This is a genomic window from Methylophilus sp. DMC14, assembly GCF_056314085.1.
In genome coordinates this window covers 1-24,927 of record NZ_JBQUZA010000003.1, presented here as the reverse complement: position 1 = coordinate 24,927, position 24,927 = coordinate 1, and the positions used below count along the sequence as shown (strand labels likewise).

The 24,927-nt window shown below is 53.9% G+C and carries 20 protein-coding genes; all 20 read right to left on the bottom strand.

The window, feature by feature from the left end; translation table 11 throughout:
* Positions 1-44 precede the first annotated feature (44 nt).
* Positions 45-3,812: a TonB-dependent receptor domain-containing protein gene (locus ACT53C_RS06990; RefSeq protein WP_476145385.1), complete on the bottom strand. Its 3,768-nt coding sequence runs from the start codon at positions 3,810-3,812 to the stop codon at positions 45-47.
* Between the two features lie 159 nt (positions 3,813-3,971).
* Positions 3,972-4,949, bottom strand: coding sequence for a FecR domain-containing protein (locus ACT53C_RS06985; RefSeq protein WP_476145384.1), 978 nt, complete (start codon positions 4,947-4,949; stop codon positions 3,972-3,974).
* A complete protein-coding gene (locus ACT53C_RS06980) occupies positions 4,939-5,463 on the bottom strand; it encodes a sigma-70 family RNA polymerase sigma factor (RefSeq protein ID WP_275356135.1) in 525 nt (174 codons plus the stop codon). The genes ACT53C_RS06985 and ACT53C_RS06980 overlap by 11 nt, the downstream gene beginning before the upstream one ends.
* A 169-nt stretch (positions 5,464-5,632) precedes the next feature.
* A complete protein-coding gene (locus tag ACT53C_RS06975) occupies positions 5,633-6,121 on the bottom strand; it encodes a type II secretion system protein (protein ID WP_476145383.1) in 489 nt (162 codons plus the stop codon).
* The gene (locus ACT53C_RS06970) at positions 6,108-6,479 is read right to left on the bottom strand and encodes a type II secretion system protein (RefSeq protein ID WP_194748526.1); all 372 of its coding nucleotides are present in this window, start codon (positions 6,477-6,479) and stop codon (positions 6,108-6,110) included. Before ACT53C_RS06970 ends, ACT53C_RS06975 begins: the two co-directional genes overlap by 14 nt.
* A 3-nt stretch (positions 6,480-6,482) precedes the next feature.
* A complete protein-coding gene (locus ACT53C_RS06965) occupies positions 6,483-6,989 on the bottom strand; it encodes a prepilin-type N-terminal cleavage/methylation domain-containing protein (RefSeq protein ID WP_476145382.1) in 507 nt (168 codons plus the stop codon).
* 21 nt (positions 6,990-7,010) lie between these two features.
* Positions 7,011-8,963: a type II and III secretion system protein gene (locus tag ACT53C_RS06960; protein ID WP_476145381.1), complete on the bottom strand. Its 1,953-nt coding sequence runs from the start codon at positions 8,961-8,963 to the stop codon at positions 7,011-7,013.
* 8 nt (positions 8,964-8,971) lie between these two features.
* The gene (locus ACT53C_RS06955; RefSeq protein WP_476145380.1) at positions 8,972-9,541 is read right to left on the bottom strand and encodes a hypothetical protein; all 570 of its coding nucleotides are present in this window, start codon (positions 9,539-9,541) and stop codon (positions 8,972-8,974) included.
* Positions 9,538-10,140 carry a hypothetical protein gene (locus ACT53C_RS06950; protein ID WP_476145379.1) on the bottom strand — a complete coding sequence of 201 codons (603 nt, stop codon included), beginning with the start codon at positions 10,138-10,140 and terminating at the stop codon, positions 9,538-9,540. Before ACT53C_RS06950 ends, ACT53C_RS06955 begins: the two co-directional genes overlap by 4 nt.
* Positions 10,128-10,640, bottom strand: coding sequence for a hypothetical protein (locus ACT53C_RS06945; RefSeq protein ID WP_476145378.1), 513 nt, complete (start codon positions 10,638-10,640; stop codon positions 10,128-10,130). The genes ACT53C_RS06950 and ACT53C_RS06945 overlap by 13 nt, the downstream gene beginning before the upstream one ends.
* 11 nt (positions 10,641-10,651) lie before the next feature.
* Positions 10,652-11,560, bottom strand: a complete 909-nt coding sequence (locus tag ACT53C_RS06940; protein ID WP_476145377.1) for a hypothetical protein — start codon at positions 11,558-11,560, stop codon at positions 10,652-10,654.
* Positions 11,541-13,250, bottom strand: coding sequence for a GspE/PulE family protein (locus tag ACT53C_RS06935; RefSeq protein ID WP_194748532.1), 1,710 nt, complete (start codon positions 13,248-13,250; stop codon positions 11,541-11,543). Before ACT53C_RS06935 ends, ACT53C_RS06940 begins: the two co-directional genes overlap by 20 nt.
* Before the next feature lie 143 nt (positions 13,251-13,393).
* Complete coding sequence (locus tag ACT53C_RS06930) at positions 13,394-14,587, bottom strand: type II secretion system F family protein (RefSeq protein ID WP_275356143.1); 1,194 nt, start codon at positions 14,585-14,587, stop codon at positions 13,394-13,396.
* A 31-nt stretch (positions 14,588-14,618) separates the two neighbouring features.
* Complete coding sequence (gspG, locus tag ACT53C_RS06925) at positions 14,619-15,074, bottom strand: type II secretion system major pseudopilin GspG (protein WP_476145376.1); 456 nt, start codon at positions 15,072-15,074, stop codon at positions 14,619-14,621.
* Positions 15,075-15,087: 13 nt separating this feature from the next.
* On the bottom strand, positions 15,088-16,380 hold the full coding sequence (locus ACT53C_RS06920) for a TolC family outer membrane protein (protein WP_379075007.1): 1,293 nt from the start codon (positions 16,378-16,380) through the stop codon (positions 15,088-15,090).
* Positions 16,381-16,613: 233 nt separating this feature from the next.
* Positions 16,614-17,963, bottom strand: a complete 1,350-nt coding sequence (locus ACT53C_RS06915) for an HlyD family type I secretion periplasmic adaptor subunit (RefSeq protein ID WP_476145375.1) — start codon at positions 17,961-17,963, stop codon at positions 16,614-16,616.
* 2 nt (positions 17,964-17,965) lie between these two features.
* Positions 17,966-19,702, bottom strand: coding sequence for a type I secretion system permease/ATPase (locus tag ACT53C_RS06910; protein WP_476145374.1), 1,737 nt, complete (start codon positions 19,700-19,702; stop codon positions 17,966-17,968).
* Complete coding sequence (locus ACT53C_RS06905; protein ID WP_476145373.1) at positions 19,699-21,414, bottom strand: type I secretion system permease/ATPase; 1,716 nt, start codon at positions 21,412-21,414, stop codon at positions 19,699-19,701. Before ACT53C_RS06905 ends, ACT53C_RS06910 begins: the two co-directional genes overlap by 4 nt.
* 66 nt (positions 21,415-21,480) lie before the next feature.
* The gene (locus ACT53C_RS06900; protein WP_476145372.1) at positions 21,481-23,646 is read right to left on the bottom strand and encodes a calcium-binding protein; all 2,166 of its coding nucleotides are present in this window, start codon (positions 23,644-23,646) and stop codon (positions 21,481-21,483) included.
* A gap of 73 nt (positions 23,647-23,719) precedes the next feature.
* Positions 23,720-24,670, bottom strand: coding sequence for a hypothetical protein (locus ACT53C_RS06895; RefSeq protein ID WP_476145371.1), 951 nt, complete (start codon positions 24,668-24,670; stop codon positions 23,720-23,722).
* Positions 24,671-24,927 lie beyond the last annotated feature (257 nt).

The following is a 24,927-nucleotide window of genomic DNA, read 5'->3' as shown; positions in this document are numbered from 1 at the left end:
ACATAACTTTACCTAATAGCCATTAAATCTATTAACTTGAGGGGTTAATCGGGGGAGAAATGCCAGTTGAGACTAAACCACACTCCGCGTGGCGCACCTAGTGCTAAGAAGTTGGTACTTAACCAATCGCCTGAGTTGTGGTTATATCCATCGGGACCTTTTGCCCCATAAATGGATGGCGAAAAAGGATTTCTGCCCAAGCGACCAGCTGAAAAATATTCCTTATCAAACAGATTGTTAACAATCAGCGACGCTGTCCATTCCTTGTTAATTTTGTAGCTGGTGAAAAAATTGAAAGTGGCATAACCGGAGATTTTTCCTGGGTTAGAGGCGGGTTGACGTTTGATCTGTTGATAAGCACCTGTAGGGTCACCATTTGCATCATAAGTAGGTACGGACACCTCAATCGCCTGCCCTTTCTGATGCTCATTATTTTCATTACCTCGCAGAAACGACCCTGAATGAGCGATAGCGTTAAGACCAACCTGCCAATCCGATGTGAGCTCGTAACTCAGTGTTGCATTCATGTTGTGCAAGGGAATGCCGGGCATACGAGACCCTGGCTTAACCCGAATACGTCCCACATCATCCTCCGGGTCGTTGTAAATGCATGTGCCAGCACTATTACAATATTGGCCGTTAACCGACCTCACCGCACTACTGTTGTCATCCGCAGCCATATCGAACGCACTTTGAAATGTGGCATCAGTCAGAGCATAGTTAAGTCTGAATGTTGTTTTTCCAAAGTCAGCATTAATCCCAGCTTCAATTCCTTGTCGGCGAGTTTGTCCGATAGTGTCAAAAAAATTCCGGTTTCCAGGATAGGTGACCATATAAATATCGTCTTTAAGATCAGTGCGATAGAACCCCAGATTCCAATCAATGTTTTTTGCACCTAGTACGGCAGCGAAGCTTCCCCTCATCCCAATGTCATAGGTTGTTGCTTTAATCTGCGGGAGATGAGGATCGCCTGAGAGCGTAGTGGGTAAAGAGCAAGAGCGATTTTCAGCGATGCTTTTTTCTATTAGCTTTCTCGTACCATTTGGCAAAGGACCATAATCGATAAGAGTATGGTCAAAGGCGCAACCCAACTCAATCACACTTGGAGTTCTTGTACCTTGAGCCACATTACCAAAAAAGTTCAAATCTTCTCTAGCCTGCCAACTGGCCCCTAATGATGGGTTTAAAGAATAATAGCTATGCTTTTCACTCTCAGGCGGTGATAAAACCCCAGCTAAATCCGGTATTTTGTATCCTGTTTGTGGGCGCACCCCATTGTTGGCGACAGCATAAGTATCAGGGGTCGCGTAGAAGTTAGAAATATCGTTAAACTGGTCACCCAACCTTCTAGATGCAAGCGTGATGCTAGTATGAGTTTCGTTATAGCGCACAGCACCACTTAAGTGCAGCGTATCGATAGGGCTCCATGTTTCGCTGGCATAAATGCTTTTAGTAGTGCTTGTACCACTAAAATCGTTATTACTTACACCTAATATTTTTGCAGCATACTCATCTCGAATTTGGTCGGGTGCTAAGTAGGCTTTGCGCGTTGAATCAAGCATGCCTAATTTTTGCTGATTAGCATACTCGGCGTCAGAACTATCAATTGAAGCGCCGATCATGAACTTGTGCTGTGGAAGGTTCCAGTTGAACTGTATAGACCCGCCATCTGTAAGCTGCGTAATCTTGCCATCATTAAAAACTGCTGTTGGAGTTCCTTCCACAACTCCAGACCCTTGACCATTGTTCTGATACAAACCGTCCACAGTAATGATTTGGCCGGTGACAGGATCTTTTTCAGCCAAAATTGCGCGATTACTACTTCCTGCAGCATTACTTAGCTGAGTTTTACTGCAGTTCTCAGCATTATCTGGCTTCAAAAAAACAACAGCATGCTTTGTATAGTTACCATCAGTATCGACTATCAAATCTCCGTTACTATCTACATCATAGTAATAAGCAACAAAAGTATTCGGATTAATGTCTGAATTATTATTGGGAGTCCCCCCTGTCTGATAGGCACCAAGCTCAGCAAATTCGGAGTTAAAGTTAACTCCGTTAAATAGAAACAAAGGCTCTCCATTGGGCGCGGTTTTAGTCGATACGATATCTCCGCTAGTTTTCCCGGCTAATGAATAGTTTGATACATCGAAGTTTTGCCAAAATTTAAAGTTATTAAGTGCTGCTTTTGCGAAATAATCAGGCAACTCAATATTGTATGATTTGCTTACCGGATCAGGGGTTATTGGATTGGGGTTCCCGGTAAAAGGGTCAATAGTGTAACCATTGAGCAAGTTATAATCTGGGGCACCCGCTCCAGCTTTATTAAAGTAATAATCATTCAAGAAATCATTAGTAAAAAATCCTGCCGAATCCATTGCAGCGTTAGGAATATTCAAAACAAAATAATTAGGCAATCCATACTTATTTGGTGCTCCAAACACAGTAACGCCGTTTGCGTCTTTGTAAGCTGAGTTCTGATAAACGCACGTGTACTCTTCGCCTGCTTTCAGGTTTCTATTTTTGACTTTGCTTCCAAACTGCGTATAAGCATCAGCTCCTCTATGAATACGCTCACTATCCCGGCGATACAATTGACCTGTGACGGTAAAGCTATCATTTACGAAGTAACTGCCAGACAATTGAAATTGCTGTAATTTATTTCTGGTTGTATCCTCTGCCGTATAAGAACCATTACGATCTTGGGCATACATTTCACTAGGATACAACCCATTACCCACAAGCTTTGTTTGAACGAGAAGTGTACTAAAATTCAAATCAAGCTTATCTCCCCTATAACTCGCTTTGGTAAACAACTGATTGACTCTACTTGGAGAGTTTTCTCTCCACCCATCCTCCAAAAAGAAATTACCAGCAGCAAACAAACCGACAGTTCCGTTATTCCAGCCTCCTTCAAGTTGAAGCTGTTTACGACCAAAAGAGCCTGAGAGCACTTGCGTATCTACACCTGCATTGTTAAAGCCATCCTTAGTTTTCATGGAGAAGGCCCCGCCTAAGGTATTTAAACCAAAAATAGGGTTTGACCCAGGAAAAACATCTACGCTCGCCAAGGCATTCATGGGAATCATGTCCCAGTTCACCACATCGCCAAAGGGCTCATTGACTCGAATCCCGTCAATAAAAACGCTCAAACCTTGCGGGGTGCCAATCTGCGGGCCCGCGGTGAACCCACGATAAGTCACATCCATCTGGAATGGGTTGCCTTGGTAATCGTTGACATTTACCGATTGAAGCTTCCTGTTCATCAGATCAGTAATACTCAAAGCATGTGATTCTTTAATCTCTTTAGCAGAAATACTCTGTACGTTACCTGGGATTTCTTCTTTGGTAAGACCTAAACCAGGCAACGGACCTACCTCATAAAAGCGCTTGGCGCGAACCTCAATGCCTTCCAGTTTGAGTGCTTTATCTTCTTTTTCTGGTGCGCCGGGGATAGGTTTGGCTTTGGGTGCAGCGCGGCGGAGTTGGTAGCGACCAGATTTGTCTTGCACGACTTCTAGGCCGCTGTCTTTGAGCAAAGCTTCAAAGCCTTCTTGCACGCCGTATTGGCCTTTGAGCGCGGGGCTGCGTTTGCCTTGGGTGAGGATGGGGTCAAAGCCGAGCAGGATGCCGGATTCAGCGGCGTAGTCGGGCAAGGTGTCGCTTAAGTCTCCGGCCGGGATTTGATAGCTCTTTTTAGGCAGGCTGACATTGAGTGTTTCTGCCTGTGCATGCCAGGCAGAGAGCGCCAGGCTCACGCCTAGCGCTAGCCAATGGGGTGTTGTGTATCCTGATAGGGTTTTATTTTTCATGTGGGTAAGCACTTTCTGCATACGCATAATCTGTGTGATTACTGCTATGCCGAACGAGAAATAAAAACCGGAAGATAAAATTGCGTTTTTTTAAAAAAACCTGCAAAGATCGCTTGAGAAAACACGTTGTGAAGCGGTCCTCCACGACGGCATTGCGGGCTAGGCAGGACTGAGGGTGGTCCAGAAGCGTGTGAAACGCTCGACTTTGACGGGCAGGGTTTGCTCCAGGGTTTGCAAAATGGCGGGGATATCGTTGAGCGGGAACGAGCCGGAGATTTGCAAGTCGGCCACGGCCGGGTCGCAGCGTAAGACGCCGGACTGGTAGCGTGAAAGTTCTGCGGCAAAGTCTTGCAGGCGCATGGCATAGACGACGATGAGGCCATTGACCCAAGCCATTTCGGTGGCTTTGAGTTTGGTTTTGGCATAGACCTGATTGGCGGAGAAGACCACAGACTCACGGGCGTTGACGCGCACCGGGGATTGTTTGCGGCCAAGGGCACGCACATCGACCATGCCATCAAAGACACTCACTTTGGTGTAGTCGCGTTGCTGCTGTTGCCACTCGCGCACACTAAAGCGTGTGCCCAGCGCAGTGGCCATGCCTTGCTTGGTCACCACGCTGAATGGGCGGTAAATGCGCAGGTTTTCGTGGGCGGTTTCAACCAGAATTTCGCCACGCACCAGCTCAACAATCCGGTCAGTATTGCTATAGACCACGTTAATCGCAGAGTGGGTATTGAGGTGCACCAGCGTGCCATCTTCGAGCGTTAACTGGCGGCGTTCGCCGACCTCGGTGCTGATGTCGGCCAGCATGCCGCGCCAGGGTTGTTCGCGGTAGGCATAATAGCCACTACCGCTGACCATGAGCAGCAGAATGAGTTGCTTGAGCAGGCGTCTGCGCTCAGCCGAAGGCGGAGCCTGCAGCGTGGCGAGTGCCAGCGCACCGGGCACTTTGCCAAAATAAAGCTGTACGCGCTCAATTTGTTGCCAGGCACGGCTGTGTTCTTCATCGGCTTCCAGCCAGGTTTGCCAGGCACGTTTGGCTTTTTCATCCATCTCGCCTGAGAGCCAACGCGCATACCAGTCGCTGGCTTGCTGCATGGCCGGGGTGACTTGTTGTGCGAGTTCAGGCCGCATGCGGAGGCTCTTGCAACAGCGTCATGCATTGCAGCATGGCGGTAGAAACATAACTGCCTACGGTGCGCACCGAGACGCCCAGACGCTCGGAAATTTGCGGATAGCTGGCACCTTCGAGCTGGGCCAGCAAAAACGCGGTGCGGGTTTTGTGCGGCAAGCCATCGAGCATGATATCGAGCCTTACCAGCAGCTCGAGCATGATGGCGCGTGTTTCTGGCGAGCCGACTTCAGCCGGGGCCATGTAGGCCAGTGCTTCGAGGTAGGCGCGCTCAAGATCCCGGCGGCGCACATGATCTACCATCAGGCCATGCGCAACCCGGCTCAGGTAGGCACGCGGCTCGTTTAATACTGGCAGCTCGTGTTTGAGCAACAGATTGACAAAGGTGTCTTGCGTTAGGTCTGCCGCCCAGTTGGGGCAACCCAGGCGCTTTTGTATCCAGGCACGCAACCAGGCATGGTGCTCAAGGTAGAGCCCACGAATCAAGCCTTGCGGGTTGGATAACTGACTGGACATGGCAACTCTCTTATCGGTGTTTAGGTCTATGAGTGGCAATATTAATGCCAGCCAGCTAACAAATTGAATTGATTGGTTTTTTCAATAATTCCCGGTTGTAAAACTGGCTGCATGCAACCAAATAAAATCGTTTACAACCACCAGTTAAGTCAACTTCAGCACTAAAAGCTTAAAGCGCATTACGAACACTGATGGGTTGTGGCAGATACACAAAATACCATTCGCCGTAATAGCGCTTGTCATTGAGATGCTGCAACTCGCCGCGATAGCCTTTGCTTTTAAAAGGCACTTTGTCCGACAGGCTGTATATGCCCATAATGCCGCCACTCGGCGCTTCGACGATGCCCCAGCCTTCGCGCTGCGTAATCGGGTCCTGATACGGTTTGCGCAGATGCCGGCGCGGGGACGGGAAGCGCTCATCGTTGTACAAAGCCTCCAGCGTCGGTGGAAAAGTTTTAATCACACCCGGCGTCTGGTTGTAATAACGGCCGATGGCATCGCGGTAGGCCAGGCCGACTTTAATCAACTCCTGCTCACGCTCGCGCATTACCTGCGTCTGCCAGCGCGTGGCAGCCTCCGACAAGATCAGGCCGCTCAGCATGATCAGCATAAACATGCCGATCAGGATAAAGCCCTGCGCTCGCCTACCACAAGGCATACGGGGTCCCATCCTCTGCCAGCAGTGCCGAGCCGCTATGCACATCAAACACACTGCCCTGCTCGTCGATATTGGGCGGCAGTGTAATCACCCAGGTATCGGCACGCTCGGTGATCGGGTCGGGTGGCACAGACTTGAGGTATTGGCGCTCGACCAGCTCGTCCAGCGTTTCCGGGTAACGGTTTTTGTCGTTATAAAACTTGTCGATGGCGTCACGCATGGTGACCAGGTCATGACGCAAAGTGGTCTCTTTGGCGCGCTGCAACATGTGCATAAAGCGTGGCGACACGATGGTCAGCAACATGGCCAGAATCGCCAACACCACCAACATCTCGATCAAGGTAAATCCACGTTTCATTGCCTACCACTCACTGTAAGGTTGCTGGTTGATGCCAATGGCTGTTGAACGTGACGAAACGTCGTAGACATCTTTGGCCATGTCGTCGATGGCACCATCATAGGCACGGATGCGCCAGGTATCGGCATTACTGAGCTGTTGGTCAGTGGCAAACGGGTCGCGCGGGATGCGGCGTAAAAAAAACATTTTTTTCTTTTTGGTATCCTGGGCATTTTCGACGCCGGTGACGAGGATAGCCAGGTTCGGCGGATAGCCACTGCTCTCTGTGGTTTTTTTAATCAGCCCCTGGTCCACTGCATCTTTATAGGCATCAATGGCGTCGCGTATTTGCCACAAGGCGCGCTTGAGTTCGCGCTCTTTTTCGCGCTTGCCGTTGAGTTGCACCACCGGACTGGCCGCCGTCACCAGCAGCGCCAGCAATACCAGCGTCACCAGCAGCTCGACCAGGGTGAAGCCCTTGCTGCGTTTGGCGTAGGCGGGATTGGCAGAAAACAGTCGCAACGCAAACATGGTCAACCTATCTCAATGCCATCAGGGCTGCACCGCGCCACCATCGGTGCTGTTCATCATCTGGTTGGCAAAGCCGCTGTCATTACGCACATTGCTGCTTTGCGTGCTTTGTGGTGTCACCACGGGCGCAGCGGGAGGGGTGGTGTCTACCGCTTGCACCGTACGCGCGCCGCCAGCCCCGACCGGATTCGCCGTCGCCGCCACCCCGGATGGAATCAGGCTGTACACGGCATTGGCTGGGCTCAGGTTGTGCATGATGCGCGGCGTGATGAGCAGCACAATTTCGTTTTTACGCTTGTCCTGGTTGTTGTTGCTGAACAGCCTGCCGATCAAGGGCAAATTGGCCAGGCCAGGCACTTTACGCTGGGTGCGCTGCTCATCATCGCGGAACAGGCCCGCCAGGATTTGGGTTTCGTTATTGCGCAATTGCAGGGTGGTATTGGCGTTGCGGCTACCAATGGTGTAAGCCAGCACGCCGGAACTGGTGGTGACCTGGTCAGTAATATTGCTGACCTCCATGCCGACCTTGATGCTGACCTGGTCCTGCATCTGAATCACGGGCTCCACATCGAGCTTGATGCCAACCTCGATATAATTCACGTTCTGGCTGACAAAGCCTTGTGCACTGGCGACACTGGTCAGCACCGGGATCTTGTCACCGACATGAATCTTGGCACGGTCACGGTTCTTGACACGGATTTTGGGGCTGGCCAACAAATTGGTGTCAGTATCCTGATGCAACAAATTCAGCACCACGGCCGGATCGTTGATGGAAAACACGCCCAGTTTGCCGTTAAAGTTGCGCAGCTCGGTCAGCGTTAATTTGCCCGCCTGTGGCTGCGTGCCACTCGTGCTGCCTGCAGCATTGCCCTGCACACCCACCCCAATCTGGCTGGGATACTGGATGCCCAGGTTTTCCAGGTTACGGCGGTTGATCTCCATCACTTCCACCTCCAGCATGACTTCCGGCTCATTGAGGTCTTGCGAGGCAATCAGTTTTTCGGCCACCTTGATGCGGTCCAGGGTGTCACGGATCACCAGCGTATTGAGCTTTTCATCCATATACACATCGCTGGCGCGCAGCACGGTTTTTATCATATTGAGCGCGCGCTTGGCATCCATGTGCGTCAGGTAAAAACTGCGCACAAACAGCTCTTCATATTGCGCCGCACGCGATTGCGGGTAAATCAGCAAGGTATTGCTGTTGAGGATTTTTTTGCCTAGCTGGTGGCTGGTCAGGATCACCTCCAGCGCCTGTTCAATCGGTGTATCCCGCAGCAGCACATTGACGCGGATGCCATCACTGAGCTCCTGATCAAACGAGAAATTCAAATCACCGGCCTTACCCAGATATTCAAACGCCTGCTTGATCGGAGCGTTTTTAAGCTCCAGTGTCACCTTCTTTTTGAGCGATGACTGTAACGGCCGCACCACACTGCTACGCTCGTTTTTCTTTTGTTCCAGCTGCTCAAATAACTGACGCGCTTCCGGCTGCGCGGGTTGCTCGGCCAACACGGTGCGCAAGCCAAACTCGGCGCCGGCCCAATCCTCGGCCGCAATCGCGCTTTTAACCTGCATTAATTGCTGGTCGTGCTGGCGGGCTTGCGTGACTTTTTGCAAGCCGTCACTGGCCGAGCGGTTATTCGGTGCTGCTTGCAAAACCTGTTCATAGCCCGTCATGGCGGCATCGTATTGTTTGGCCTGCAACAAGCTATCGGCTTCCTGCAATTGCTTTTGCAGCTTTTTCTCCTGCAGCAAACTGAGCCAGTTTTTATATTGCGGCTGGCGTGGGTTTGCCTCTACCAGTGGCTGCAACAGCCGGATCGCTTCGTCATCCTGGCCGCGCGCTGCGTAGAGCCGCGCTTGCTCCAAGGCCGCATCGCCATTTTTTTCAGCCGCTGGCCAGTGACCGCAACTGAGCAATAATAGCGGGCTGCCGAGTAGCCACATCCAACGCCAGCCTGTTTGTTTCATCTGTTTGCTCAAAGCATTCCCCCATTTTCCAGCATCATTTCAAAGCGCTCTCCGGCATGTTGCAGCACCAGCCTGTGCTGATCCAGCCGCGTGACCCGCCACCCCTCGGCAAACCGGTCACCTTCACGCACCACATATTGTTGTTGTCCATCACTTAAAAACACCTGCCAGCGGCCTTCTTGCAGCAGACGGCCGGCATAGGTATACGGGTTGACCGGCCCAGCTGCGGCTAACGCCTCTGCAGGCACTGCTGGCGGCGGGAGTGCCGCAAACAGGTTGACTACCGGTTCATCCATTTTTGCTTCATCGCTAGTCGGCGTATCCATCTTTGCCTTATCTCGCCCCGGGATGTCTGCATTCAACGCAGGCAGCAAGCCCGTGGCGGGTTGCGCATCGGTCAGCGCGGCATGTAATGCAGGCAGCGCCTGTGACAAAGGTTTGCGCTGCTTGGCCGCCCCAACTGGCATGGCAGTCGCAGTGACCGACGTGGGCGCGGTCTCGGTGTCAGACTGGCTCACCCACCAGCAGGCAACCAAGGTCATGGCAAGCGCAGCCAATAAGCCGATTTGCCGGTTCATGCTGGCCTCCGTTTGCGCGTATACAGATTGAATTCAATATAGGCCTCCAGCCCGGCTTGCTGCACATCGGTGCGTTGCAGCTTACATTGCGCCAGCGCCAGGCTGGGGTAGCGTTGCAAAACCAGCGCCAGAAAATGCCGCAGTTGCACATAATCGCCACTCAAGGGCAGCTTGATGCGCTGCACATATAAATCACTTTGCGCAGTCGCGCCGGATTGAAACTCGGCGCGCTCAAACACCATGCCCATGGCATCGGCCAGGGCCAGAATCTCGGCACTGACGCGGTCGGCGTCTTCTTCACTCGGCCATTGTGCCAACACTGGCATGGGCTGCGGTAAGGTCTGATTGGCTGAGGACGTGGACGGCCTGGCCATTTGCGTCTGGGGGCCATGCCCGGCCGCTGGTGCACGCAATCGCTGTTGCCAATCTTGCTGCAGCCACCAGGCTTGTGCCAGCATCATCGCCACTGCCAGCGTCAATGCCAGCAGGCCGAGTAACCAGGGTTGACGCCAAGGACTGTGCTGCCAGGCAAACTGCAGGCGTGCCCACACGCGGCTCAGAGCCTCGCTACCATTACGCCCAGAATTTAAAATTGCCATGCGGCCTCCAGTTGCAAGCTAGTCATGCGCTCGCCATTGACCTCGGTGCTTTCGCTGCTATTGAGTTTGACGGCCGCCAGGGAGGCTTGCTGACGCAAACGCTCAACCAGGGCCCAGCCCTGCTGGCGTTTGTGTGCGAGCACCGTCATCCTGACCAGTTTGCGCTTGGCATCGGGCACCAACTGCATCCAGTAAAGTTCCGCCTGTTGCGCGCGTTCTAGGTCATGCAGCAAAGGCAACCACGGCGTGGCAATCTGCGCCTGCGCCTGCGTCAACTCGGCCTGCAAGGCCGGGCTGATAGGCGCAAGCTGCACCACCGGGGCTGGGCGGCTGGCAGACTGCCTGGCCAGCCACTGCTGCTGCAAGGCCTGATTTTGCTGGTTAAGGTGCTGATAAAGCGGTACCAGCACCAGCAATAGCAACAGCAAGATCAGGCCGAGCGCACAAGCGACCGGGCCAGGCAGCCGACCGGCGGCATGATTAAAGTCCAAAACTGGCATGGCGGCACGCATCAGGCCAGACTCCACATCGGCTGTCCCGCTGGCTCAGTCGTGGGTAAAACAATGACTTTAAACGGCGAGAAATCTTCTGGGCGCAGACCTGCGAGTGCGGTCTGGGCCAGATAAACCGGCAACTGCGTCCGCTCAGGATGCAGGGCCTGCTCGCGCAATAACACCTGGCGCAAGGTATGCCGCCAATCGCTGTCAGGGGAATGGCGATCTACGGGCAACGTGCGGATCTGCTGCCAGGCACCGTGTTGCAGGCAAGCCAGTGTCAGGCTGGTTGACTCACGGCAGACGATCCAGCCAGCCGCTTCACTGCCCTGCTTTCGCATCCACGCCAGGCTTTGGTTAGCCGAAAGTTGCCAGGCTGGCAGCAGTTGGCCGATAGGCAATCCTGCCGCATCAAACTCGCGATGTAACTGTGTCAGCAAGTCCTCGGCAATCGCATTGATCAGGAACGGCTTGCCATAGCCCGGGCACTGGCTGCGTAGCTGCGATGGCTGCGTCTGAGACCCAAACGCCTGCTGCAACCCATGGGCAAAATAGGCTTGCTGATCCGCACGGCTACGGATCTGGTCCTGCCAGGGCAAGGCCAGCCAGCGCACAAACTGATTAGAGAGCACGACCACCACATGCCAGCGTTGCCCGGCATAGGTTGATAACACCAGGCGCAAGGTCTCCCACAGTTGGACAGATGGGGATGCAGCATGGGCATCACTGTGATCATCCACCGCATGCACCGTGTGTTGCAGGCATGGCGCAGCGCCACCTAATCGTCCGCGCTGCGAGCACTCAAAGGCGACAATGCGGTCATGCGTGATCACTATGCGCAATTCTGGCGCAGTGTAGGCTTGCCACCAGCGGCGGCTGGCGGCGGCATGGCAATCGACGCCGGGCTCAGGCCAATGATGTAACACGGTTAATCTCCTGCAAGGTGGTTTCGCCCGCGGCCACCAGGGCCAGCCCGGATTCACGCATGGAACGGGTGCCGGTGGTGGCTGCCAGTGCCTTGATCTGGCTGATGGGGGCTTTGGATACGATGAGCTCGCGCATGCGGTCATCAAACAACAATAATTCAGCAATGCCCTTGCGGCCCTTGTAACCGCTGCCGTGACACTGACCACAGCCCTGGCCTTTTTTAAACTGGTAATGGCTGGCGGTCGCCGGTGTGAGGCCAGATTTAGTCAGCAAGGCGGCATCAGGGTGGTCGTCCACCTTGCAATACGGGCAAATCACACGGATCAGGCGCTGCGCCAGAATCACATTGACCGCCGAGACAAAGCTGTAGGCATCGACCCCCATATTGGTAAAGCGGCCAATGACATCAAACACATTATTGGCATGCACCGTGGTCAGCACCAAATGCCCGGTCAGCGCTGATTGCACGGCAATTTGGGCGGTTTCGCCATCGCGGATTTCGCCCACCATGATTTTGTCCGGGTCATGCCGCAAAATGGAGCGCAAGCCACGGGCAAAGGTCAGGCCTTTTTTCTCATTGACCGGAATTTGCAAAACACCGGGCAGCTGGTATTCCACCGGATCTTCAATGGTGATGATCTTGTCCTGGCCCTGATTGATCTCGGAGATCATGCCGTAAAGCGTGGTGGTTTTACCGCTGCCGGTGGGCCCGGTCACTAGCAACATGCCATACGGCGCCTCGGCCTGGGCGCGGATTTGCGCCAGCAAGGCCGGGGCAAATCCAAGGACTTCCAGGCTGATGCCCTGCGCCTCGCTGAGAGCTTTGCGGTCTAGCACCCGCAACACCGCATCCTCGCCCAGCACACTGGGCATGATGGAGACACGCAGGTCGATGTCGCGGCCCAGCGCATGCACCTTGCAGCGTCCATCTTGCGGAATACGGCGCTCCGCAATATCGAGCTCGGACATGACCTTGATGCGCGAAATGGCCTGCTCGGCCTGCATCACGCCATTCAAACCGCCGACTTCGGTGAGCACGCCGTCAATGCGGTATTTGACACGCAAGCCTTGCAGCGTTGATTCGAGATGGATATCACTGGCCCCGGCCTTGAGCGCGTCGTACAAGGTAGAGCGTACAAAACGCACCACCGGGCTGCTGTCTTCGCTGATGGATTTGAGCGAGAGTTCTTCCACCGGCGCCTCTTCTTCATGGCTGGTGGCATCGCCCGCATGCACCTGATCCATCGCCCGCATTTGCGCCTCGTGAAACTGCAAACAGGCCGCAATATCATTGCGATGCGCCAGTGACCACTGCACCGGTTGCCGCACCAGATGCTGCAAGCGCACCTGCAAGGCCTCGTCAAACGGGTCGGCCATCAGCATGTGCAAAGACTGATCCTCCGCTTGCATCAGGATCACGTGCCAGGCATTGGCGTCATTGAGGCCCAAGGTGTCAAACATGGGCTGCATGGCATGCATGGCCAGCGCGGTCTTGACCGGATAGTGCAGCCAGCGGCCCAAGGCCTCGACAAAGGCATCGGCGGCCAAGCCACTCAGTGATTCCAGCACCTCGACCAGCGGCCGGCCGCTTTGCGCGGCCAATAGTCGTGCCTGCTGCAGCAAGTCGCCGGACAACACGGGGGCCTCGCCCAGGGGCTGCTCCAACATGGATAAATCCTGCATATTCATTTTAAGCTTGCATCCCGTCTACAACCTCTATCCTCTGACACGCCTACTAAACCGCACCTCTTTTTTGGGGGCTCATTATTCAATCGAAATTTTTCATTTATGGTGCTGATTATTCAATCGCGACCCTTCATTTGCGGCGCTCATTATTCAATCGCGCCGGCCAACTCAAAAATCGGCATATACATCAACACCACCACCAGCCCGACAATGAGGCCGATGATGACCATCAGTGCCGGTTCCAGCAGCTTGCTCAACCACTCGACGCGGCGCGCGGTATCCTCGTCATAAAACACCCCAATGCGCCCCAGCATCTCGTCCAGCTGGCCGCTACGCTCACCCACGCGCAACATGCGGTTGGCGATGGAAGTGGTCAAACCATGCACCTCCATGGCACCAGACAGCGGCTTGCCTTCACGCACGTCAGCGATCACCTGCTGCAAGGCGCGTTGCATCTCTAGCGGTAACAAAGACTGCACCATGCCCAGGGCCGTCAACAAGGGAATTCCTCCCTGTAACAACATCCCCAGCGTGCGGTAAAAGCGGGCCAGTTGATAAATGCGCAAGGCCTCGCCCAAACTCGGGATCTGCCAGATTTTTTTCATGATCCAGGCCTGGCAAGCCGGACGCGAAAACACTAACCACAGCATCGCGATACCACTGATGGTACTCAATAACACCAGCTCGCCATGCCCTTGCAGCAACTGCCCCCAGCGCAGCAGCATCTGGCTGGCCCAGGGCAGCTTGTCGCCACCACTTTCATAAATCGTGCTAAAGCGCGGCACCACATAGCCCAGCAGAAACAGCACCACCAGCCCACCGACCACGATGAGCAATACCGGATAAATCGACGCTGAAATGATTTTTTTGCGGATGGCATCGACCTGGGCCTGATAAGCAACATGGCGTTTGAGCGCCTGCGCCATATCGCCGGTGCGCTCGCTGGCACGGATCAAGGCGACATACAAAGGGCTGAAGACCGCGGGTTGCAAAGCCAGCGCCTGCGACAACGGCAAACCCTCATACAAGGCTGTCCGTAAAGCGGTTAGCACGGCTCTTGAGGTCTCTTGCTGCTCTTTCTCGGCCAGTCCCTCAATCGCCTCTATCAAACTCAGGCCAGACTCCAGCAGCGCCAGCAACTCCTGGCTAAACAAGCTGAGCTGAAAGCTGCTCTTTTTGATCGGCCATTGCGGAAGCGCCCATGCCCGACGCGGCTGGCGCACCTGCAAGACGCCATAGCCACGCGCCTGCGCCTGCTGACGTGCCGCCTGCGGGTCGGCCGCCTCCAGCGACATCCAGCTGACCTCGCTGCCCTGCAATACCTTGAGCTCAAACTTCATGACGATATGCCTGCTCTACAGGATGGCTGCTTTACCAGTTACCCACATCGCTATCGGCGTCCTGGCCACCCGCCGCGCCATCGCTGCCCAAGGTCCAGACATCGTAATCGCCATGCTCGCCGGGCGCGCGGTATAGGTAAGGCCGCCCCCAAGGATCAGCGGGTACGCCTTTGGCCAGATAAGGCCCCTGCCACTTGGTCTCGCCACTCGGTGCCTGATTCAATGCCGCCAGCCCTTGCTCAGTCGATGGGTAATGCCCGGTATCCAGCCGGTAGGTGTCCAAGGCACGTGCCAAGGCCTCGATTTGTGCTTTGGCGGTTTTGGTTTCAGACTTGCCGATCTGTGCAAAGTACTTGGGGCCGACATAGCCAGCCAGCAGACCGATAATCACCATCACAACCAGCAGTTCCAGCAAGGTAAACCCCCGGTGTGTGTTTGGCGCAAGTGTGGCCACTGGACGGATTGCAGATTGATTTTTTTTGGACATGATTTACCCCCGACTACTTGGTCATAAACAATTGGCTCACGCGATTGAGCGTGTCCAGTGACAACAAACCACTGCTGAACTGCAAGTTCACCCAGTCACTAATCAGGCTGTAATAGGCCTTGGTCAGTGCCAGCTGGTTGTTAAACAGCTTTTGCTGGGCTTCAAGCACCTCGTGGTTGGTTTTAAATCCGGCCAAAAATCCTTTTTGCGTGCCATCCAGGGCCACCCTGGCCGACTGCACCGCCTGCTGGTAGGCAGTGACGGATTGTTGTTGTGCGTGCAGACTCTGGTAGTACTTGCGGACATTGAACTCCACCTCGCGCAACTTGGCGGTCATGGTTTCTTCACTGGCGGTCAGGCGGCTGGCACTCTGGCGCACATTGGCACTCACATACCCGCCCGCGAACAGCGGCACATTCATTTGCAAGGCCAGCGTGGTCGTGTCAAAACGCGAGCCCAAGGTGTTATTGCTGTCGTTCTGGCTGTAAGAGCGCACACCGACCAAATCCAGCGTCGGATAATGCCCGGCCTGTTTTTTCTCGACATCCTTCTTGGCAACCTCAATATTCTGGTAGGCCGCCGCCAGCTCAGGGTGGTGTTGCCGGGCCAGCGCCAGCCAGGTTTCCAGCGGGTGCTCAGCCGGGCTGAGCTGATTCAAGCCATCGACCAGCAGCTCGGCAGACAAGACATGCGTGCTGCCTGTCAGAATCTGCAGGCTTTGCTGACTGGCCTGCAAGTCATTATTGGCTTGCAAGTGCTCCACTTTAGCCACATCCAGATTGGACTGCGCCTCACTCACCTCGACCACGGTGCCACTGCCGCGCGTATAACGCTGTTCTGCCTGTTGCAATTGCTGGCTGACCGCCTCCAGCTTGCGGGCCTGCACCGTTACGCGGTCTTGCGCGTACAGCGTCTCCAGATAAACCGACACCAGCTTGAGGATCAGCTTTGCGGTTTCCTGCTCCAGCAATGACTCCTGCGCACTCACATAAGATTTGGCGCCGCCGTACATGGCGAGCGTCTCTTTGTTGTACAGCGGTTGCCTGACCGAGAGGCTGTAATTTTCGAGCGAATAATCAAGCTCACTATTGACGGCCCCCAGCGTGGTTTGCGTCGTACGATCCGTATTGCCGCGCCCCTTGAGCAAGCCCAGTTGTACCTTGGGATAAAACATTGCGCGCGCCTTGGTCAACTCTTCACGCTCGGCCTCGGTATTGGCCAGCGCAGCCCGGTAGTCTGCATTATGGGTCGCCGCCAGTTGATACAGGCTGTTGAGGTCGGCCTCGGCGATGACTATCCCTGGCAACGATAAGCCTGCAAGGAGGCAGACCAGTCTTAAAATCCGGAATAGACGCAAAAATATAAATAGAGAGACATATAAAGCAACCGCCATTGGAAAATACGTTATCAGTGAGTGAGCAGGATAAAGTGCAAGGCGCACGGAGCGGACGAGCCGAGACAGTACAAATAGTACGGCGAGGTTAGGAGTACCGCGTAACGCAGCAATTTGCCTGCGCAGCCACTGAGAACGTGTTTCCATTATTCTTCTTTCATTGAAGCGGCTAACCGCTTGCTCAGCGGATGCATCAGATAATTCCACAGCGTGCGTTCCCCGGTCTTGATCACTACCTGCACCGGCATGCCCGGCTGTAACTGGCGGCCTTGCAAGGCTTGCACGCCTTTGTCCGTCAGCTTGACGCGGGCCAGATAATAACTCTGGCTACCTTCAGGCGTAGCGGCCGGTTTGCTCAGCAGGTCTTTGGAAAGGGATTTGAGCTGGCCCTCTGCCAGCAGTTGCGGACTGTTGGCAAAGGTAGAGAAGCGGATATCGGCCGCCTGGCCAACATGAATTTTGTCGATCAGGTGCGGAGGAATCTGTGCGTCCACAATCAGCGCTTCGCCCGAGGGCACAATATCCATGAGTTTTTGCCCAGGCTGGATCACGGCGCCCACGGTGTGTACCTGCAAGCCCACCACCTGACCTGAGGCTGGCGCACGGATTTCAGTCCGCCCCAGTTCTTCGCGCAGTGCACGGACTTTTTGGGCGTCGGCCTCGACTTGCAATTTGACTTGCGCCATTTCTGCATCAATGTCTTTTTTCTCCAGCTGTTTGCGCTGATAAATTTGCTGTTGCAGCTCAAGAATGGCCCGCTGCGCGCGTAACAGATTGGCCTGAGTATTGGCCCGGTCGCCATACAGGGCCGCCACACGTTGCTCCAGGTCATTTTGCTGGTTGCGTGGCGCATAGCCCTCGGCCGCCAGGGCGCGCACGCCTTGCAGTTGCTCTTCGAGCAAGCGCAGTTGCGATTCGTGGCTGGTCAACACACCGCGATAGCCTTCTATCAGTGCCTGATAGCCGGCAATGGCCTCTTGCTTGGCCGCAATATCCGCCGCCAGCGCCGACACTTTGGCCAGCAGCAACTGGCTCTGGTTACGCATCTGTTGCTGAATCAGCGGGTCGGTCTGCTGGCTGATCAAATCCGGGTGAAAGTCAATCAGCGTGCGTTGCGTCTGCTCGGCACGCAAGCGGTCTTCCTGCGCACGTAAACCGGCATAACGGTGACGCACCTCTTCATACCGCGCCTTGCTGGCCTGCGCATCCAGCTTGAACAATACCTCGCCGGCATTCACTTCCTTGCCTTCGTGCACCAACAGTTCACTCACCATGCCGCCCGACAAATGCTGCACCACCTTGTGATTACTTTCCACGCTGATCACGCCTTCGGTCGGCACGCCCTCATCCAGTGGCGCCAGCGCGGCCCACAGCACAAACCCGGCCAGGCCCACCAGCAAAATCAGGGCGCCTTTGCGTGCAGGCCTTGCGTTATGCGCATAGTCTTCAATGGCATGGACATTGTCAGGGACAGGGCTGGTCGACATCAGCGACATGTTTACTCCGTAGTAGCCAGAGGACTGGCGGCTTGTAACTGGTTTAAATAGACGATGCCGGCATCACGCGGCCCGTGATGCAATACTTCGCCGCGCTTGAGCACCAGCAGGTCGTCGGTGATCTTGAGGATGCCGGAACGGTGAGAAATGACGACGATGGTCGTGTTAAGGGTTTTCAGCGCCTGCAATAGCTGCAGCAGCCTGGCTTCGCCAAACTCGTCCAGGCTGGCATTAGGCTCATCCAGCACCAGCAAGGCGGGCTCTTTGTAAATGGCGCGGGCCAGACCGAGCAGCTGCCGCTGGCCACCCGACAAGGGCAAGCCTTGCGCATCAAGCCGAGTATCGTAGCCTTGTGGCAAGCGCAAAATGGCCTCGTGCAAACCGACGCGCTGGCAAGCCTGCAAGATATGCGGCGTCTCAAGTGGCCCAAAACGCGCCACATTCTCGGCAATGGTGCCTTCAAGCAAAGACACTTGCTGCGGCAGATAACCAACGCTGGTGAGGGACTGCCGCACATTGGCAGGCGTCAGCAAGGTCTGGTTGACTTCATAGCGCCCGCGCTCGGCAAATACCGCCCCAACCAGCAACCGGGCCAAGGTACTTTTGCCTGCCCCGGAAGGCCCCATCACGCATAACAGGCGGCCCGGCAGAATGCTGACATCCACCGCCTGCAGCAACGGGCGGGCCCCATGACTGACCCCGACCTGCGTCAACTGCAAGGTATAGGGCCGCAACAGGGGCGCAGCGGCGACAGTTTCCATTGTTTGCGCCTCAGCCCCCGCTTTCATCGGCACACCTGTCATCATTTGCTGAAGCTCACCGGCGGCCGTCTTGGCTTGCAGCCACTGGCGCCAGCTTTGCACCATGACATCAAACGGTTGCAGCGCACGCGCAATCAGCACATTGGAAGCCACCATGGAACCGACACTGATCTCGCCTTCAATGGTCAACCACGCAGCGACAGCCAGCATCAGCGATTGCAGGCAGTAACGCACCCATTTGTTGAGAAACTGGCTGCGATCACTCTGGCGTTGCCAGTGGTCTTCGGTTTCGGCTTGCTGTGCCAGCAACTGTTGCCAATGCTGGCGCAAGGTCTGCATCATGCCCAGCACATGACTGGTCTGTGCGTGCTGAATTTTCTGTTGCAAGAAATGCTCGGTACGCTGGCGGGCGGCGTGGGTTTCCTGACCAGGCTGCGCCAATACATGCTGATGCCACCAGGCCACCAGGCACTGCACCAGGCAGAATGCAATTGCGGTCATACCCAGCAGCGGATGCAGGGCAAACAGGACGGCGATGTAAATCAGGCTCCAGGGAATATCCAGCAAGGCAAACAAGCCCTGCCCGGTCAGCCACTGCCTGACCGCCGTCAATTGCTGCAAGGCCTGTTGTGGCACACTGGACGCCGGGCGACCAGGATCAAAGGTGGCAGCAAACACCTGTTTGCCAAAGCGCAAGTCAAACTGCACCCCGGTCTTTACCGCATACAGGCTGCGCAACCAGTCAGCCCCCGCCATGAACACAAGCAAGCCGGCCGTCAGCAGCGTCATCGCCACCAGCGTCAGCGTATTACGGCTGAGCATAACCCGGTCATACAGTTGCAGCATGTACAGCGTGGGCACCAGCATCAGCACATTGGTTAAAAAACTCAGCCAGAACATCTGTAAAAATGCACCCTGAAAAGGCTGCATAAATGCCCACATCGGCGACTGCCGCCATCCGCCCGCCAAAGCCATCATAAACTCGCCACCTTGCCGGACTCCGGCTGAAAACTGGCCAGCACCTCGGCTGGTTTGCCAAAGCGGATCATCTGGCCCTGGCACATCACCAGCATGCAGTCGGCGATGCTTAAAATGTGTTGCAAATGGCTGATGATGACAAAGGTAGTGCCCTGTTGCTTCATGCGCGCAATCGCCTGCTGTAACAATCGCTCACTGGTGGTGTCGAGGTTGGCATTGGGCTCATCGAGCACCACAAAACGTGGCTTGCCATAAAAGGCGCGGGCCAGGCCAATCAACTGCCGCTCACCGCCAGACAGGTGCATGCCAGATGCGCCAATCAGGGTATTCAGCCCCTCTGGTAACTGCTGCACCCACTCGTTGAGGCCCAGCAGATCAAGTACCTCGGCCAGCGCGGCAGGGTCAGGCGTTTGAAAACGGCAAATATTATCTACGAGGCGGCCATCAAACACATCGACCTCTTGCGCCAGATATCCCAGCGAAGGGCCGAGCTGGTTTTTATCCCAACGGTAAATATCCACCCCATCCAGGCGTACCCGGCCAGTGGTGGGGGCCAGCAAGCCGACCAGCAACTTGGCCAGCGTGGTTTTACCTGACGCCGAGGCGCCAGCGACAATCAGCACCTGCCCCGGCGCAAGCTTAAACTGCACCTGGCGGATAAACGCCTCTGCAGGCGTTTTGCCTGCTTGCGGCATGGCATAACCCAGCTGGTCTACGCTCAACTCCCCCACCGGCAGCGGCAAGACCATGCCGGGCGCATTGGCTGGCGCGCCCGCCAGCAAACTGTCTATGCGTTGATACGCGGCCCAGGCTTGCTCATAGGTTTTCCAATGACCCACACATTGCACCAGCGGTGCGAGCACGCGGGCAGCCAGAATCGAGGCCACAATCATCATGGCCCCGCCGTTGTACAAATCACCTTCAATAAACAGGTAACAGGCCAGGCCCAGAATCAAGCTGGTTTGCAGGGTTTGCAGCCAGCGGGCAGCGGCAGCGCTTTTGCCCGCCAGCGCCGAGGCTTGCGCCTGCTGCCACAAAAAACCGTGCTGGTGTTGCAGCCACCGCTGCTGCATGGGCGCCAGCATGGCCATGGCATGCATGGCATCGCCATGACGGCTAATGCTGGCAAAATAACGGTGCGACTCGATTGCATGCTGGTTGGCCTGCGCCATCAGCGGGGCCACGCGAGACTGGTTATGCCAGGTCAAAATCAATTGTATGGTGAGCCCGGCCAGGGTAAGCAGACCCAGTGCCGGATGAATCCAGAACACGGCCGCTAAAAAAATCAGGCAGAACGGGGCATCTATCAGGCTCAAACAGGCAGAAGAATGTAACGCTTGCTTGAGGGTAGAGAAATCAGAAAATACCTGGCTGGCAGGGAATTCAGGCATGGACAACCTGCTCGCAAATACGCGTTCAAATACGCGTTGTTGCAACAGGGATTCAAATCTTTTGGCCGCTGACTGCAACAAGTTGCGGCGCTGCCACTCGAGCGCTTCCATCACCAGATAGGCAAAGGCCGCCATCACGGTGATCATCAGCAAGGTCGAAACATTACGGCTATTAATGACGCGGTCGTACACCTCCAGCATATACCAGGAAGGCACCAGAATCAGCAAATTGGTCACCACCCCAAACAACCATACCCGGCGCCACAACGGCCACAGGGCTGGCAATGCTTGCTTGATGGTTTCAGCTTGCGACAACTTCATCACGACTAAAGACTTTGATAGAGCGTATCGGCAGGCAGGTTTCCCTGCCCGCCTATCCGCCGCTACTTAAACGACAACAAAGTCCGACACAGACACTGTGCTGACACCAGTCAACACTGCAATGTCTACCTTGGCACCGCTACCATTACCATCCGCGTCATAGCTGAGGGTTTTAGTGGTGGTGTTGTAAATCAGGTAATCATTGGCGTCTTGCGCAGTGCCGGTGCTGTTCACACGCAACATGCTGCTGTTAAACCCTGCCAACTGGCTGTACTGATCCAGGTGCAACTCGATTTTGTCGGTGCCACGGGTAAAGTCAGTAATGGTGTCAACCCCGGTCAGGTTAAACGCCGTGTTGGTATAGGTTTGCACACTGGTAGATGAACCAGTCACGACTTGCTCGTAGACTTTGCCGAATACAAACGTATCCGCGCCGCCATTCCCTGTCAGCGTATCATTCCCGCCATTGCCAACAAACACATCATCCTGTGTCGTTCCAATAAAGGTTTGCTGGTTAGCATTGCCTTCAAAACGCAGACCATTGGTAGTCAAGCCAGAAGCATCTACCACCACATTGTTGATGGTGCCGCCGTTGTTACCCAGGGTGTTGGAGAGATCAGATACCGTGCCGTTGGCTTTGAAGTAGTAGTGATCATTGAGCAACTGCAAGGCAGTATTTTCAACATTCAAACGGCCAACCGTGCCGCCGACTTGTACCACTTCCATAGACTGGAAGTTGTCATCATTCAGCACCACAGTCCCATTGGCCTTGGTGTTTGCACCAATGCCTGTGGTAATGCGCAGCGTATCCACGCCTTCACCACCCACGATCACATCATGCTTGTCGCCAGTCGCAATCCACTCTTTGTTACCGTCATCTGCCTTAGAAGTTGTGCCTTGCACACCACTACCAAAACCGCCGATCACAAAAATGTCATCGCCCTCGCCACCGTCCAGGTAATCCGCACCGCCATGGCCGATCAACAGGTCATTACCGCCGTTACCGTAAACCGTGTCATCACCCAAACGCATGGTCGCGTAATCAACACCTTCACTACCCTGAACGATTTCATGCGCACCTGCAGACTCATTGCCGCCATCAATACGGGTATAGCTACCAGCTTCGCCTTCTGAAGCATCGTAGATAATATCCACGTTATGGAACAACTCAGCCACAGAGTAATCATCAAACTCCAATGCCGCGGCTTCATAAGTTACTGGCGTTGCACCAACAATCGTAGAAGCTGGCTCAAATGTCGTTTCTTCAAACTCCATTTCGAGCGTGACAGACTCGGTAGGACCACCGGCAACACCGTAAATGTGGGTTCCTGGGTTGAGGAAGCCAAGGCTGAGAGACTCACCATTATTTTCTAGCTGCTCTGCCTCAAGGGTGATATTGACACCACTCGCCAGTTCAATGCGCTCAATTCCAGTAAAATTAAGATTTTCGAACTCACCAGATTTAGTAAATTCAAGCGTATCAACTGCATTGTAACCAGCAATTGTCGTGGCAAAAGTGCTAATAGCTGATGATCCAGGACGAGTAACAATATTCAGGCGCACATCAGTTTCAATTTCTTCTGACATCTCCTGATCTTCAATTTCAACATACTCGCCAGTCACATTATCAAATACAGTTGACTCGCCATCTTCATCATCGTCATCTGCAGCGGAGACATCGGTATAACGTGCTTCCTCACCACTGTTATCAAGGCCAGACACACCGCCTTGAATAAGCGTTAGCCCTTCAAACTCGTCGCCGACACTGAATGTGTCATTTCCATCCCCACCGATTAAGACATCATCTGAAGTGACTATGTATAAATTGCCAGTTACTGATTCGTCACCAAAACTGCTTCCTTGTCCTTCAAGGTAGTCGGAACCCTCACCACCATAAAGAATATCATCACCGTCACCTGCATAAATAACGTCATTACCATCACCACCGGAGAGAATGTCATTGCCTGAGCCTGCATAAATATTGTCATTCCCAGACCCGCCATCGACGATATTATGTCCGTCGCCAGCATCAATCACATCATCACCAGACCCTCCAGAAATGATATCGTTACCATTCCCACCAAAAATAATGTCATTTCCTGCACCACCAGAAATGATATCGTTGCCATCACCGCCATCGATAATGTTATCTAGGCCATTTCCTATAACAATGTCATTACCTGTTGTTCCCACATATTCAATCTCGGTAGAGTTGAAAATTTTAGTAGCCATATAGCCTCCAAATAAAATTCTATGCGCTAAGGAGGGCATATCCCCCCTCAGGCTAAATCGTTAAATTAGTTTCTTAGTATGGATCGGTATGTGCTGGAGTAATTGAACCACCTGGAGGAACAAAACCTCTGACCTTAACCTCAATAAAAGGGTTAGCCGTCATACCATCACCAGCAAGCTCCTGGAACGTTTGGCGCAAGCGAATGGCTTCATCACTTACAGAAGTAGTAGGGTTTGCGGATGAACAAGTAGTCTTGACATAAAACATGCCAGAGGCAGCACTAGTAGAACCATCATCATCAAGGTAATTGACATCTGTTGTGAAATCCACCCAGTTAGTGTCAATATCGGCTAACTGCTGTGTGGAGGAAGCTGTACCTGGGAATGAGTTCAAACCATTAATTGATGGATTAGAACCTAAACCAGTCAGAGGTTGACTGGTATACCCTGATGATCGATGCTGAACTGCAGTGTAGGCGCGACCAACTCTATAAACGGGCTCAGAGATAGTTGGAATCGTAGAGTAGGCAACATCTACAGGTAAGCCAGCAAAACCACCCCTTGCAAAATCGTTGACTTCAAAATATTGGTTACCAGAGGCGCCAGTATTGTAGTCTGTATTGTTATTCACCACTTTTGCGCCATAAATGCATTCATAAGTTGATCCAGTTTGTTTACGCCACACGTACTCGGTAACAGTGCCTACAGTCTTATCAGTATTACCGGTGTAAGTATTATTCATCACAACACTGCGTGAAGCACTTGCAACTAAGGTGAACCCTGTCTCTGGGGAAGTGGGCTCAGATGCTGGAAAGACTGCACAAGTATTATTTGACGAAGTTGTTGGCTTAGTTGAAGTACCAGAACCAAAATTACCAGAGGTATTACAAACTGTGTAAGCACTAGTACCACCACTCACAGTAAAGCCAGTCGTCGGCAGATTGACGAAGCCAGTTGCCATGCTTAATTGACTGGCAAAACCAAAAATAGCCAAGACTGCGAGATTTAATTTCGTGTATTTCATGTAAACGCTCCTATGTATTACAATCAACAGGCATTTATGGCTGCCTGTGGCACCAATCATCCACAACTTGCTACAAGCCCTAGACAAACTTCTGGCGAGTTGCGGTGAGTCTCTTTGGATAGGCAGCCATAGATGCCTTGTCTCTATACATATTATTTATTAGGGTCAAATTGATAGGTCAAACTCACCCAAGCCCCTCTTGGTGCCCCCGGTGCAATAAAGTTAGTTGTTTGCCAATCACTAGAGTTATGGTTGTA

Excerpts from the sequence above, each read along its gene's own strand:
- ACT53C_RS06950 (WP_476145379.1), bottom strand. The coding sequence starts at position 10,140 with ATGGCAATTTTAAATTCTGGGCGTAATGGTAGCGAGGCTCTGAGCCGC.
- ACT53C_RS06895 (WP_476145371.1), bottom strand. The coding sequence starts at position 24,670 with ATGAAATACACGAAATTAAATCTCGCAGTCTTGGCTATTTTTGGTTTT.
- ACT53C_RS06975 (WP_476145383.1), bottom strand. The coding sequence starts at position 6,121 with ATGCCTTGTGGTAGGCGAGCGCAGGGCTTTATCCTGATCGGCATGTTT.
- ACT53C_RS06910 (WP_476145374.1), bottom strand. The coding sequence starts at position 19,702 with ATGATGGCTTTGGCGGGCGGATGGCGGCAGTCGCCGATGTGGGCATTT.
- gspG (WP_476145376.1), bottom strand. The coding sequence starts at position 15,074 with ATGTCCAAAAAAAATCAATCTGCAATCCGTCCAGTGGCCACACTTGCG.
- ACT53C_RS06935 (WP_194748532.1), bottom strand. The coding sequence starts at position 13,250 with ATGAATATGCAGGATTTATCCATGTTGGAGCAGCCCCTGGGCGAGGCC.
- ACT53C_RS06930 (WP_275356143.1), bottom strand. The coding sequence starts at position 14,587 with ATGAAGTTTGAGCTCAAGGTATTGCAGGGCAGCGAGGTCAGCTGGATG.
- ACT53C_RS06945 (WP_476145378.1), bottom strand. The coding sequence starts at position 10,640 with ATGCCAGTTTTGGACTTTAATCATGCCGCCGGTCGGCTGCCTGGCCCG.
- ACT53C_RS06955 (WP_476145380.1), bottom strand. The coding sequence starts at position 9,541 with ATGAACCGGCAAATCGGCTTATTGGCTGCGCTTGCCATGACCTTGGTT.
- ACT53C_RS06980 (WP_275356135.1), bottom strand. The coding sequence starts at position 5,463 with ATGTCCAGTCAGTTATCCAACCCGCAAGGCTTGATTCGTGGGCTCTAC.
- ACT53C_RS06970 (WP_194748526.1), bottom strand. The coding sequence starts at position 6,479 with ATGAAACGTGGATTTACCTTGATCGAGATGTTGGTGGTGTTGGCGATT.
- ACT53C_RS06960 (WP_476145381.1), bottom strand. The coding sequence starts at position 8,963 with ATGAAACAAACAGGCTGGCGTTGGATGTGGCTACTCGGCAGCCCGCTA.
- ACT53C_RS06900 (WP_476145372.1), bottom strand. The coding sequence starts at position 23,646 with ATGGCTACTAAAATTTTCAACTCTACCGAGATTGAATATGTGGGAACA.
- ACT53C_RS06915 (WP_476145375.1), bottom strand. The coding sequence starts at position 17,963 with ATGTCGCTGATGTCGACCAGCCCTGTCCCTGACAATGTCCATGCCATT.
- ACT53C_RS06985 (WP_476145384.1), bottom strand. The coding sequence starts at position 4,949 with ATGCGGCCTGAACTCGCACAACAAGTCACCCCGGCCATGCAGCAAGCC.
- ACT53C_RS06990 (WP_476145385.1), bottom strand. The coding sequence starts at position 3,812 with ATGAAAAATAAAACCCTATCAGGATACACAACACCCCATTGGCTAGCG.
- ACT53C_RS06965 (WP_476145382.1), bottom strand. The coding sequence starts at position 6,989 with ATGTTTGCGTTGCGACTGTTTTCTGCCAATCCCGCCTACGCCAAACGC.
- ACT53C_RS06905 (WP_476145373.1), bottom strand. The coding sequence starts at position 21,414 with ATGAAGTTGTCGCAAGCTGAAACCATCAAGCAAGCATTGCCAGCCCTG.